The 13,355-nt window shown below is 32.6% G+C and carries 14 protein-coding genes; 7 read left to right on the plus strand and 7 right to left on the minus strand.

Annotation, left to right across the window (positions count from 1 at the left end):
* Positions 1-386 precede the first annotated feature (386 nt).
* Positions 387-923 (plus strand): SRPBCC family protein, encoded by a 537-nt coding sequence (locus NCC77_RS22340; protein WP_250837539.1) that lies wholly within the window; start codon positions 387-389, stop codon positions 921-923.
* Positions 924-992: 69 nt separating this feature from the next.
* On the opposite strand, the gene NCC77_RS22345 is transcribed toward NCC77_RS22340, so the two are convergent.
* The 7 genes from NCC77_RS22345 to NCC77_RS22375 all read right to left on the minus strand — a co-directional run bounded on the left by NCC77_RS22345 (position 993) and on the right by NCC77_RS22375 (position 6,703).
* The gene (locus NCC77_RS22345; RefSeq protein WP_250837540.1) at positions 993-1,388 is read right to left on the minus strand and encodes an ankyrin repeat domain-containing protein; all 396 of its coding nucleotides are present in this window, start codon (positions 1,386-1,388) and stop codon (positions 993-995) included.
* A gap of 148 nt (positions 1,389-1,536) precedes the next feature.
* A complete protein-coding gene (locus tag NCC77_RS22350; protein ID WP_250837541.1) occupies positions 1,537-2,670 on the minus strand; it encodes a glycoside hydrolase family 26 protein in 1,134 nt (377 codons plus the stop codon).
* A 31-nt stretch (positions 2,671-2,701) separates the two neighbouring features.
* The gene (locus NCC77_RS22355) at positions 2,702-3,655 is read right to left on the minus strand and encodes a phosphoribosylaminoimidazolesuccinocarboxamide synthase (protein WP_250837542.1); all 954 of its coding nucleotides are present in this window, start codon (positions 3,653-3,655) and stop codon (positions 2,702-2,704) included.
* A 132-nt stretch (positions 3,656-3,787) separates the two neighbouring features.
* A complete protein-coding gene (locus NCC77_RS22360; RefSeq protein ID WP_250837543.1) occupies positions 3,788-4,618 on the minus strand; it encodes a Cof-type HAD-IIB family hydrolase in 831 nt (276 codons plus the stop codon).
* Between the two features lie 138 nt (positions 4,619-4,756).
* Positions 4,757-5,119 (minus strand): DUF1801 domain-containing protein, encoded by a 363-nt coding sequence (locus NCC77_RS22365; protein ID WP_250837544.1) that lies wholly within the window; start codon positions 5,117-5,119, stop codon positions 4,757-4,759.
* 3 nt (positions 5,120-5,122) lie between these two features.
* A complete protein-coding gene (locus tag NCC77_RS22370; protein ID WP_250837545.1) occupies positions 5,123-5,620 on the minus strand; it encodes a hypothetical protein in 498 nt (165 codons plus the stop codon).
* A gap of 132 nt (positions 5,621-5,752) precedes the next feature.
* On the minus strand, positions 5,753-6,703 hold the full coding sequence (locus tag NCC77_RS22375; RefSeq protein ID WP_144212431.1) for a PhoH family protein: 951 nt from the start codon (positions 6,701-6,703) through the stop codon (positions 5,753-5,755).
* A 261-nt stretch (positions 6,704-6,964) separates the two neighbouring features.
* Here NCC77_RS22375 and NCC77_RS22380 point away from each other — a divergent pair, with 261 nt between their 5' ends.
* The 6 genes from NCC77_RS22380 (at position 6,965) to NCC77_RS22405 (ending at position 13,329) form a co-directional block, all read left to right on the plus strand.
* Entirely contained in the window at positions 6,965-7,792 is an 828-nt protein-coding gene (locus NCC77_RS22380) for an SAM hydrolase/SAM-dependent halogenase family protein (RefSeq protein ID WP_095930015.1), read from the plus strand.
* Positions 7,793-8,112: 320 nt separating this feature from the next.
* Positions 8,113-8,409: a putative quinol monooxygenase gene (locus NCC77_RS22385; RefSeq protein WP_095930016.1), complete on the plus strand. Its 297-nt coding sequence runs from the start codon at positions 8,113-8,115 to the stop codon at positions 8,407-8,409.
* A gap of 147 nt (positions 8,410-8,556) precedes the next feature.
* On the plus strand, positions 8,557-9,282 hold the full coding sequence (gldF, locus tag NCC77_RS22390) for a gliding motility-associated ABC transporter permease subunit GldF (RefSeq protein WP_095930017.1): 726 nt from the start codon (positions 8,557-8,559) through the stop codon (positions 9,280-9,282).
* A complete protein-coding gene (gene gldG, locus NCC77_RS22395) occupies positions 9,282-10,967 on the plus strand; it encodes a gliding motility-associated ABC transporter substrate-binding protein GldG (RefSeq protein WP_250837546.1) in 1,686 nt (561 codons plus the stop codon). The genes gldF and gldG overlap by 1 nt, the downstream gene beginning before the upstream one ends.
* Before the next feature lie 107 nt (positions 10,968-11,074).
* Entirely contained in the window at positions 11,075-12,193 is a 1,119-nt protein-coding gene (dnaN, locus tag NCC77_RS22400; RefSeq protein ID WP_095930019.1) for a DNA polymerase III subunit beta, read from the plus strand.
* 506 nt (positions 12,194-12,699) lie between these two features.
* Positions 12,700-13,329 carry a DsbA family oxidoreductase gene (locus NCC77_RS22405; RefSeq protein ID WP_250837547.1) on the plus strand — a complete coding sequence of 210 codons (630 nt, stop codon included), beginning with the start codon at positions 12,700-12,702 and terminating at the stop codon, positions 13,327-13,329.
* Positions 13,330-13,355 lie beyond the last annotated feature (26 nt).

Here is a 13,355-nt window from a genome sequence, read left to right on the forward strand (position 1 = left end):
TGATTGATTGTTTATTAATTGATTATTGATGATTTTTAATTTCTGATGTAAAAGTAATTCATTTTATCGTATTGTGTATTACAAAGTACCATGTTTTAACCAATTCTTAACAGTTACTTAATAATACGATAATTAAAGAACCCAAACGTTACCAAATTAATGGTTTTACTATAATAGACTACATAAAAAAGAAAATGTTACAATAAATCTTATTTATTTTTAATCTTTTTTGCAACCACCCTCATTTCAAACTCTCAAATAATTTTTTAAATTTACTATAGAATTAAAAATCAAAGAGATAACATTTTAATCTAAAAACCCTATAGATCTTTGTCTAGCAAAAAAAAAATCTATCCAAAAAACACTAACCTTAAAAACAAAAAACCATGATCTTCATTAAAAGATTACTAGTCATTTTAATTTTATTTATTTCGATTGTTTTAATTGTTGCTTATTTTATGCCCAAGGAATATTCGGTTGAAAGAGAAATTACGATCAACAAACCTGCTGATAGCATTTTTAAATATGTCAGATCATTAAAAAACCAAAATGAGTTTAGTGTTTGGGCCAATAGGGATCCAAAAATAAGGATTACTTATAAAGGTACTGATGGCGCAGTAGGCGCTGTATCTTTTTGGGAAAGCAATGTAAAAGAAGTTGGAGTTGGCGAACAAGAGATCACGAAAATAACAGAAAATAGACGTGTGGATTTTGCTCTTCGTTTTAAAAAACCTATGGAAGATATTGCAGTTGGATATATGTCTACCGACCCTGTTTCGGAAAATCAGACAAAAGTAAAATGGGGAATCAGCGGTGTAATTCCTTATCCAACAAATATTATGCTTCCGATGCTAAAAATGGATCAAATGATTGGAAACGATCTGCAAAAAGGTCTAGAAAATTTAAAAGAGAAAATGGAATAACATTATATCATTCTAAAATAAAAAGTGCAATTCCGTTTTTTTTGAATTGCACTTTTCTTTTTCTATTTATTATTTATTCTTACGATTCTCTTTTAGCGTCTTCAAAATAGTAATCGAATCTGCTGATTTTGCGTACTCTGCATAATGCAAAGCGGTTAAACCTTGTGAATTTTCGATTGAGGAATCTGCTCCATTCGCAAGTAATAATTTAATAATGTCACAATGGTTAAATCTTGCTGCAACCATTAATGGCGTCATATTATTCTCCATTTTATTTACATTGGTGCCATACAAAACGAACTTCTTAACGGCCTCTATATCGCCTTTGCTAATGGCGAGATGCAACGGAGATTTTCCATAAACTGAAAATTCTACTTGATTTTTAGCTGCAAATGCCGAATTTGATGCAATTGAAACATTTCCAAAAAGGAAAAATAATCCTAAAATAACTACTGATTTTTTCATGATGATTGTTTGTTAAATGATTGATGATGATGATGATTTACTAGTTAGACGACTTAAAACTCGAGAAGGTTGCATGATTACTTCAAAAAAATAAAAAAATGCAATTTAGTTTGACCTAAATTGCGTTCTTAATTTGTAGAAGAATACACTATATCTTAAATTTTTTGCTGTAAATGTTCTTCAAATCCTTTTCAAATAAAGTAAAAGGATCATCATAGAATTTTATAAAGTCTTTTTCGCTTACTTGTCCCGGAAAAGGCGCATAATAATGAGTTGGACTTGTAACATCATTTCGCCAGACTAAAACATAAGCCAATTGCAGATTATCTGATTTTAAAGTCTTAAGTAAAACTTCTGTCCACCAATTTCTATTAGGAATTGACTCTAGTCCAGTTTCTGTAAATGCAGCTAATTTTTTCTTTTTTATAGCCAAATCAGAAAATATTTTAAGTTTTCTTAATCCAGCATCTAGATCGTATTTGCCATCTCTTCCAAAATCTCCATAATCATCCATGCCAAGCATATCAACAAATTCATCGCCTGGATAACGCTCTAAATATTCTGCTTCAGAATTAAATTTATTATCAGGAGAAAAAGCATAAATAAAATTATGAACCCCTAAAGTATCTTTCAAATAAGAAACCGTAAACTGCCAAACTGCAATAAAATCTTCTCGAGAAGTATGCGTTTTCCCCCACCAAAACCAATCGCCATCAAATTCATGAAAGGGTCTGAAAATCATCGGGGAAAGTTTTCCATCTTTTGCTTTAACAGAATGTGCAAAATAGGCAATAGTTTTTAAAATCTCTTTGTATTCCTCGTGATGAGAACCTCCAGGCTTTATCAAAGACATGGAAGCTGCTGAAATTCCGCCTTTCCAATAAAATCCTCCTTCAGAAGCTGGATTATTAAAATGCCAAGAAACAGTTGTAATTCCGCCTCTTTCATAAGTATCGATTACGTTCTTTCTTAAAACTTCTTTTGTTTTTTCAATTTGGTCTTTGGAACGACCTGAAAAATCGCTAAAATCAATCCCAACAATGGCAGGATGCGAACCCGTAACCGATTTTACATCTGAACGATTAGGCTCGTTACTCCATCCATGTCCGTATTCAAGCGCGTGCTGATGCCCGAAAAGAATATGCTTTTCGGAAATAGTTTTAAGATTCTGATATAAGTTTTTAGTTTCCTTTGTCGCATTTTTATCAATCTGCGCAAAAAGAAAATGCCCTGCTGTAAAACATACAAATAGCAGGGCATTTTTTTGGGTTATAAATTTCATGGTTTAAATCGTTAGTTTAAACCCGAAATTACTATTTTGAAGAAAGGTAATCTAATACGTTTTTTTCAATACGTTGATCAATATTGTCAATATCAGCTTTTACAAATTTTTCTCCTAAAATATTCTCGAACAATTCGATATATCTTTCAGAAACAGATTCGATATATTCGTCTGTCATATTTGGAATTTGCTGTCCTTCTTGACCTTGAAAACCATTTTCGATCAACCAACGACGAACAAATTCTTTAGATAATTGTTTCTGCTCCTCTCCATTAGCCTGTCTTTCAGCATATCCGTCAGCGTAGAAATAACGCGAAGAATCTGGAGTATGGATTTCGTCAATTAAAACAACAATACCGTCTTTTGTTTTTCCGAACTCATATTTGGTATCCACTAAAATCAATCCGCGTTTTGCAGCGATTTCAGTTCCTCTTTGAAATAAAGCGCGAGTATATTTTTCTAAAACTAAATAATCTTCTTCAGAAACAATTCCTTTTGCTAAAATATCTTCACGAGAAATATCTTCGTCATGAGAACCATTATCTGCTTTTGTAGTTGGTGTAATGATTGGTTCTGGGAATTTATCGTTTTCTTTTAAACCTTCGGCCATAGTAACACCGCAGATTTGTTTTCTACCCGCAGCATATTCACGAGCTGCATGACCAGATAAATAGCCGCGAATTACCATTTCTACCTTAAAAGGCTCGCATAAATGTCCAACAGCAACGTTTGGATCTGGAGTTGCAATCAGCCAGTTTGGAACGATATCTTGCGTCAATTCCATAAATTTTGTTGCAATCTGATTTAGGATCTGTCCTTTATACGGAATTCCTTTTGGCAAAACTACATCAAAAGCCGAAAGTCTATCTGTTGCCACCATTACTAAAAGTTCATCATTAATATTATAAACTTCTCTAACTTTTCCGCGGTAAACTGATTTCTGATTCGGGAAATTAAAATCTGTAGTTGTGATTGTGTTGCTCATTTGTTGTGTTGTTTTTTATGAATGCAAATTTAAAATTATTTCAGAGAGTTACACCATGAAATTTTAAGATTCAGAAATAAAAAAATCCCTAAATAAAATATTTAAGGATTTTAGTTTGAATATGATTCTAAATTAAGTTGTCGCCAATTCTTTATCTAAAATTTTAGATGCAATATATCTTGCAACTCCGTCTTCTGCATTGGTTTGAATTACTTCTAAATCTGGTAAAGCATCTTTTAAAATTGAAGGAGCGTTCCCCATAATCAATCCTTTTCCAGTTGCTGACAACATTTGCAAGTCGTTAAAACCATCGCCAAACGAAACCGCTTGTTCCATAGTAAATCCTTCTTTTTCTAACACTTTTGCAATAGCAACCGCTTTATCTATCGATTTGTCCATAAATTCTAAACAAGTTGGCAAACTAAAAGCATGATGCAAATGCTCTGAAGAATTGGCCAAAACAGCGTCTCTCACTTTTACTAATTTCTCGTGATTATCGCATGAAAAGAAGATTTTAATTGCTTTGAAATCCTCTATAGTTTTGTAATCTACTAATTCTGGACGGTATTTTAATTCGGCTTGAAAAGAATTCAATCTTTCATTCCATTTATTGGTTTGCCATACATTTTCCTTAAATAACACAACCGTAACATCTGGATCGATTTCGATATTCAATGCCGCTTTCACTACATCGCTGTCCAAATTGAAGGCAAAAAGTTCTTCTTTATCTGGCGAATGAATTCTTCCTCCGTTAGAACTTACCAAATAAACCGGTACTGCAAGTGTTTCGATAATAGCCATGGCATCAAGGTGATGGCGTCCTGTAGCTACAACAATCAAATAACCTTGATTGTGAAGTTCTTGAAAAATTGATTTGGTGTAATCTGAAATTCTGTGTTGTGGGTTGAGTAAAGTTCCGTCAAGGTCACTTACTACAACTTTTATATTTTTAAGTTTTGTCATATTAATTATCAAATTCGATGATGTGCAAATTTATGGCTTTAAGCTCGGTTAGACAAAGATTACAGGCTTTGAAAGCCAAAATTGAGGTAAGTTTATTATTTATTTAACTATTCCATTAAATATTGCTGTTTAAACATTTTAAATCTTAACAATTCCTGTTTTATATAAATTTATTGCTTTTTGGATTATAGCTTCTATTTGCTCCAAAGGCAAATCTTCATTAACATCAAACATCATAATTTTCATTCTCGAACGATTTTCCTGAATTAGAAAAGGCTCATCAAAATGTTTTCCTTCTACAATTCCTATATAAGGCTTTTTGAGTTTTTTATGAATCCATAAATAGCAGAACATCTTTTTTTTATAACAGAAAAATGGCATTCCGTATTTTAAAGTATTTGTAATATCTGAATCTTGTTTTAGAATGATTTCTTTTAATGCCAAGAATAATTCTTTTATAGGTTCTTCTTGGTTTAGGTAGAAATCATCTAATTGTTTCATTTTTTAATACGTTTTTTTAATTTTCGCAGTACGCGCATAAACTCTTTTTAACGTGTCATAACTTGGACAATTAGAACTAGCTTTAAATTCATAAACTAAAGAATCATTTTTAAGATAGAATCTTTCTTTTGAAAAAATTAAAAAGTCGGCATTTTGGTTAGGATTACAATTTGGAATAGTCAACGTATCTTTTCTTCTAGTTTCACCAAATTTTATACATCTTGTATATGGAAACATTCGATAACATGTATCGCTGCTCGTGCTGTTTAATTCAATAAAATCCCCTACTAGTTTCCATTTCCCTTTGGAAATTACTCTCCAGTCGCACCCCGCTCCTTTATAAGAAAAAGTGCTGTCTTTATTTATCTTTAACAAATATCTGCCTGGCACAATATACTCCGTATCATACCAAACCCCAACAAATTTATTTACTGGTATTTCTGTTTTTTTACATGAAAAAAAACAAATCAAAATTAAAAGACTAAAAATTCTTATCGTCATTGATTTTTTATATTAATATGCTTCAAAAAAAAATATTCGTTTTGCACGTTTACTAGAAACGTACAAAACGAATATTAATAAATGTTAAAACACAATTCACGATTTACATTTAACGTTTCACTACAATAATTATTAATCGTGATTTTCGATTTGTTTATAAGCGTCAATCACCTTTTTAACCAATCTGTGGCGAACGATATCTTTATCATCCAAATAAATAATTCCGATACCCTCTATGTCTTTCAGAACCAAAATAGCTTCTTTAAGACCCGAAATAGTTCTTCTTGGTAAATCGACCTGTCCTGGATCACCCGTAATCATAAATTTGGCGTTTTTTCCCATACGGGTTAAAAACATTTTCATTTGTGAATGTGTGGTGTTTTGTGCTTCATCAAGGATTACAAAGGCATTGTCAAGCGTACGCCCACGCATAAACGCAAGTGGCGCAATCTGAATTATTCCTTTCAAAATATAATCCTCTAATTTTTCATTCGGAAGCATGTCACGCAATGCATCATATAATGGTTGCATGTAAGGATCTAGTTTTTCTTTCATATCCCCAGGAAGAAATCCGAGATTTTCTCCCGCTTCAACCGCTGGACGCGTTAGAATGATCCTTTTTACCTCTTTATCTTTTAGCATTTTAACCGCCATAGCGACACCGGTATATGTTTTTCCGGTTCCAGCAGGACCAATAGCAAAGACCATATCGTTTTTCTTAATCGTATCAACCAGCAATTGCTGATTTGGCGTCATTGCTTTGATAATCTTACCGCCAACACCATGAACTAAGATTTTATCATGATCATAAGCTCTTTTTTCTTCCTGACCATCACTCATAATTACACGCTCAATTACATTATCGTCAATATTATTGTAACGTGTAAAATGAAGCATTAATCTTTGAAATCTTTTTTCGAATTCGTCTAAAACTTCTTTTTCGCCAAATGCCTTTAAAGTTGTCCCTCGCGCTACGATTTTAAGCTTCGGGTAATACTTTTTAATGATTTCTAAATGGCTGTCCTGTGCGCCCCAAAATTCTTTTGGTGCAATATCTACTAGCTCGATTATTCTTTCGTTCAAATGAAGTAGTTTTAAATTAAAAATTCCTTTTAATATTTAGTGGTTGTCGGGTCTTTTTTTAATCACCGTATTCAGTGGCGGTTTTCAGTTTTATCAAAACAAACTTAAATCCGTGTTACTGAATATTGTAACTTGCAAATGCTTTAAAAATTACAAATTGTCTTTTCTTTCTTTCAATTTGTGTTTACTATTATTAGCTTTGCATTTCTCAAATTTAATGAAATTTAGATTTAAATACTATCAATAGTTATAAACAAAATTATGTCAATAATTACCCTTACTACAGACTACGGCTTGAAAGATCACTTTGTGGGGTCGCTGAAGGGTAAAATACTTTCTGAAAATCCAGAAGTTCAGATCATTGACATTTCTCATGACATTGATCCCTTTAATACTGCCGAAGCAAGTTATATTATTGGAGCCGCTTATTTGAGCTTTCCAAAAGGAACGGTTCACCTTATTGGCGTTGATATTGAGCGTAATAAAGAGAACCAGCACATTGCTATGCAGTGGAACGATCATTATTTTATTTGTGCCGATAACGGAATCTTAAGTATGTTGACGCAAAAAATAGTTCCGCAGAAAATTGTGGCAATTAATATCCATGATCGTTTCCCGATTGAAGCTACCGATTTGGATATTTTTATTCAAGTAGCTTCTCACCTATCTAGAGGTGGCTTATTGAATGTAATTGGAAAAGAGATTTCATCTATTAAAGAAGCTACCGAATTGCAAGCTCTTGTAGCCGACGACGGAAATTCTATAAAAGGAAACATTATTTACATTGATCATTTTGGAAACGTGGTAACGAATATTTCTAAAAAACAATTCTTAGAAATTTCACGCGGACGTCCGTACGAAATTGTGATGAGTCCAAAAAGCATCAAAACCATTCTGCCCAATTATTCGGCAATTGCAACTTCAGATAAATATCCGATTAAAACATATGAAGGAGAAAAACTGGCTATTTTTAATGAAGCCGGTTTTCTGGAAATTGCTATTTTTAGAAGCAATCCTTCTAAAGTAGGTTCTGCAAATAGTCTCCTTGGTTTGAATTATCGTGATGTGATTACGATTAAATTCTCGTAAATTAATTTTAGATTTTAGAATTCAGACTTTAGATTAATTCTCTCGCAGATTTTGCTGATTGAGCAGATTATTCATTACATCATAAACATAGCCCGTGGTTTCAACCACGGGGACGCATTATTATAAACGTTGTGTTCCCGTGGTTGAAACCACGGGCTATATTTGAAAAACTTGTTCTGATTATAATTTGAAAAACATGATTTTATAATATTTCATTTTTTATTTAAAACAACAATCAAATTTGGTATTTTTGCGCACCTGTAAGACTTTAGCTTTCAAAAAAATCTAAAATCTGAATTCTAAAATCTAAAATTGAATACATGTTTGTTCGAATAGTAAAAATGAGTTTTCACGAAGAAAAAATTCCTGATTTTCTAGAGAATTTTGAATCGGTGAAAGAGAAAATACGAAATGCAGAAGGAAATCGTTTTTTAGAATTGTATCAGGACAAAAACGATAAATGTATCTTTTTTACCTACAGTTATTGGGAAACCGAAGAAGATTTAGAAAATTACAGAAACTCTGAACTATTTAATACCGTTTGGGATTTTACAAAAAAATTATTCAATGCAAAACCAGAAGCGTGGAGCGTTGATAAATTGGTGAGTTTAAATTAAAATGATATCTAACCGCAAAGAACGCAAGTTTTTTTCTTAACAAGCTTTATAAAAACGCTAAGTTCGCAAAGCTTTCAGCAAAAACTTTGCGAACATTGCGTAAAACTTTGCGTTCTTTGCGGTTAGAAAAAACTTGAAACAAAATATATGAAGTCTATAATTCTAAGAGAAATAAAATCCTTTTTTGGTTCTCCTATTGGCTACTTGGTCATTGCGATTTTCTTAATCAGCAACGGACTCTTTTTATGGGTATTTGAAGGAGATTACAATATTCTAAATACAGGTTATGCCGATTTAACTCCGTTTTTCACTTTGGCGCCATGGATTTTAATTTTCTTAATTCCAGCCGTAACCATGAGAAGTTTCTCTGACGAAAAAAAACAAGGAACTTTAGAATTGTTATTGACAAAACCTTTATCAATCTGGGAAATCGTTAATGGAAAATTTTTTGGTTCATTTCTATTGATCATTTTAGCGATTATTCCAACCTTAATTTACGTAAAAGTAATTTCAGATTTAGGTTCGCCAGAAGGCAATATTGATATGGGAAGTACAATTGGTTCTTACTTCGGACTGTTATTTCTAATTGCTTCTTATTCCGCAATCGGAATCTTTACTTCTACACTTTCCGAAAATCAGATTGTGGCTTTTATTGTTGCCGTTTTCCTATGCTTTTTCTTTTATTTTGGTTTCGAAGGGCTGGCTACTTTAATACCTGGTTCAAACAATTTTATTTCGGTTTTAGGAATGCAGAATCATTTTAAAAGTATGAGCCGTGGCGTTATCGATACTCGAGATATTATTTATTTCTTAAGCATTGCTATTGCTTTCTTGTCTTTTACTGTTTACCAATTAAAATCTTTTAAAGCCTAATGAAACTATCTACAAAGCAAAATTTAAAGACATTAGGCATCACTATTTTTATTTTAGTTGTTCTAAATGTTCTAGGAACACTCTTTTTTCATCGTTTTGATTTAACAAAAGACCAACGTTATACCTTATCGCCAACTTCTTTAGGGATTGTAAAACAAGTTCAGAATCCGCTTTCTATAAAAATTTATATGGCTGGCGATCTTCCTGCAGATTTTAGACGTTTGCAGCAGGAAACCAAACAGTTATTAGAAGAGTTTCAAGCCTATAACAGCAATATTGTTTTTGAATTTGTTGATCCGTTAGAAAATGAAGAAGAAAGCGACGAATTGACAAAATCGCTTTTCCAAAAAGGATTAACTCCAATAAATATTACGGTCGACGATAAAGGAAAACAATCTCAAGCAATGGTTTTTCCTTGGGCAGTTGCAGTTTACAACAACAAAGAAGTTAATATTCCTTTATTGAAAAATATAATGGGAGCTTCTACAACTCAGAAAGTAATCGGATCAATTCAGCATTTAGAATATTCTATTGCCGATGCTATCAATAAAATCACAAAAGACAAACAGAAAAAAGTTGCGATCATAAAAGGAAATGGCGAATTGAACGAAGTTCACGTTGCCAAAATGCTAATGCAGATTCGCGAAAGCTATTTCATTGGCCCTTTTACTTTGGATTCTGTTGCTAAAGATCCGAATGGGACTTTAAATGCATTAAAAAAATACGATTTAGCCATTATTTCTAAACCAACAGAAAAATTCTCTGACGAAGAAAAAGAGGTTCTGGATCAGTTTATTATGAACGGCGGAAAAACGCTTTGGCTAATTGACCAGGTGGCTGCCGATATGGATAGTTTGTATAATGATATGGGCGCAACTCTGGCCTATCCAAGAGATTTAAATCTAAACGATATGTTCTTTAAATACGGATTTAGAATTAATCCTGATTTAATTAAAGATGAACAAGGAACTCCGATAAAATTGGCTACTGGCGAACAGGGAAGCGCTACACAATATCAGGATTTCATCTGGAAATTTGCTCCTCAGGTTTATCCAACGAGCCAGCATCCTATTGTTAAGAATCTAGGCGGAATTAAATTCGATTTTGCAAATCCGATTGACACTTTGAAAAACGGAATCAAGAAAACCGTTTTATTGCAATCTTCTCAATACTCTAAAACAATTGGTTCTCCTGTAGAGGTTAACCTGAACATGGTTACCGAAAAAACAACTCCGCAGGATTATTTGAATAAAGGAAATAAACCATTAGCGGTATTATTGGAAGGTTCTTTTCATTCTGCTTTTGAAAACAGAGTATTGCCTTTTAAAGACAATTCTTTTACAGCACAAGGAAAACCAAATAAAATGATTGTGGTTGCTGACGGAGACATTGCAAGAAATCAATTGGACAAAAACATGATGCCAGTTGAGTTAGGTTACGACCAAAGAACAGGAAACCTATATGATAATAAAGACTTCGTTATGAATTGTATCAATTATCTTTTAGACGATACTGGACTTATTAACATTAGAAGTAAAGATGTAGAACTGCCTTTATTAGATAAAGAAAAAGTTTACGAAAGCTACACCTTTACGCAATTCATAACTATCGGAGTTCCAATTCTAATTTTATTGGTTTTCGGACTTGTATTTACTTTTGTAAGAAAAAGAAAATACAGCAAATAGATGTTAATAAAAAAATGTAATACTTTAGATAGTTTAAGATATATTTGTAATCCGTATATTTAGCCCTTTATTTGCTAAAGCATCCATCAAAAAATAAAATAAAACAGATGAAATTTATAGTATCGAGTTCGTACTTATTAAAACAATTACAAGTTTTAGGTAGTGTAATCAATAGCAACAATACGTTGCCAATTTTAGACAACTTTTTGTTTGAACTAAACAATAATGAGTTGACCGTTTCAGCTTCAGATCTTGAAACGACTATGTCGGCTACATTATCAATCGATTCTACAAGCAAAGGAAGTGTAGCTGTTCCAGCGAAACTTTTGCTTGAAATTTTAAAAACTTTTCCTGAGCAGCCGTTAACTTTTACTGTTGAAGATAACAACACAGTAGAAATTAGTTCTAACTCAGGTAAATATGCCTTGGCTTATGCTGCAGGAGAAGAATTCCCTAAAGCAGTAAGTCTTGAAGATCCATCTGTAACACTTGTTCCTGCAGAGGTTTTAGCAACTGCAGTAAGCAAAACTATCTTCGCAGCAGGAAACGATGATTTACGTCCGGTAATGTCTGGAGTTTTCTTTCAGTTTTCACCAGAAGGATTAATCTTCGTAGCAACAGATGCTCACAAATTGGTAAAATACTCTCGTACAGATGTTAAAGCGTCTCAAGTTGCAGATTTTATCATGCCTAAAAAACCTTTAAACATTTTAAAAAGTATTTTAGGAACTTCTGATGCTGAAGTAAAAATCGAGTACAACGATTCAAATGCAACTTTCTCATTTGACAATTATATCTTAATGTGTCGTTTAATTGACGGAAAATACCCGAACTACGAAGCGGTAATTCCGAAAGAAAATCCAAATAAATTAATGATTGACCGTTCTTTATTCTTAAGCTCTGTTCGTCGTGTTGCGATTTTCTCTAACAAAACTACGCACCAGATTCGTTTGAAAATTGCTGGAGCAGAATTGAACGTATCTGCAGAAGACATCGATTACTCAAACAAAGCAGAAGAAAGATTGACTTGTGATTATCAAGGTGATGATTTGCAAATTGGTTTCAACTCTCGTTTCTTAACTGAAATGCTAACAAACCTGCAGTCTGACATGATTATGCTTGAAATGTCTTTACCAAACAGAGCTGGTATTTTAACGCCAGTTGACGGTTTAGAAGAAGGAGAAACAGTAACAATGCTTGTAATGCCTGTAATGTTAAATAGTTAACATTAAAGTTTCTTTCTGTTACAGGGATATTTTTTAGTTTTAAATAAAAGATCTATCATTGTAAAAAAAAAGATATCGCTATTAACCAACCATTTTTTATACCTAGAAACCGCAATTCCCATAAAGAGTTGCGGTTTTTTATTTAGGTTTATTTTGAGTTTCAGGTTTCATGTTTCAAGTTGATATACTATTTGTATATTTTTTTACCGCAAAGAACACAAAGATTTTACGCAAAGTTCGCTAAGTTTTATGTTTAATTTTTTTAAGAATGCTAAGAACACAAAGCTTTGTGTACTTATAATCTTTATTAAAGACTTTAGAAAAAAAACTTAGCGAACTTTGCGTAAAATCTTTGTGCACTTTGCGTTCCAAACAATCCGAAACAAAAACCTTTGCGAACTTTGCGTAAAATCTTAGCGCACTTCGCGGTTAGAAAAACGCATAGCATATCAACTTGAAACCTAAAACATGAAACCTGAAACAACAATTTTCTATATCTTTGTAAAATGAAAATAGAAATTTGGTCGGACATCATGTGTCCGTTTTGTTACATCGGAAAAAGACAGTTGGAAACTGCGCTTGCAGTATTTCCTAATGACGAATTTGAAATTGAATGGAAAAGCTTTCAGCTGGATCCAACAATCACATCGCAACCAGATATGGATGTTTACGCGTTCTTAGCAGAAAGAAAAGGCATGTCAATAGAACAATCTAAAGAAATGCATAAAGGTGTTGCAGAACGCGCTAAAAGCGTTGGTTTAGATTATAATTTTGATAAGGCTGTTATCTCAAATTCTTTAAACGCGCATAGAATCATTCAATTGGCTAAAACTAAAAATATTGGCGATCGAATGGAAGAAATTTTCTTTAAAGCTTATTTTACTGACGGAGAAGATCTAAACAATGGTCAAACCTTGATTAAATTAGGAATTCAGGCTGGTTTACAAGAAAATGAAATTAGAGAAGTTCTAGAAAGCGAAGACTTATTTCTTAAAGAAGTACAATCAGATATTAAAGAAGCTGCCGAAATAGGAGTTCAAGGAGTTCCTTTCTTTGTATTTGATCGCAAATATGCTGTTTCGGGTGCTCAGCCTATTGAGACCTTTGTAAAAACAATTCAGGAAGTTTTAAAATAAAACTTTAAGCTTAATAAAACGTAAAA

This window comes from Flavobacterium tyrosinilyticum, assembly GCF_023656565.1.
GTDB classification, from domain to species: Bacteria; Bacteroidota; Bacteroidia; order Flavobacteriales; family Flavobacteriaceae; genus Flavobacterium; species Flavobacterium tyrosinilyticum.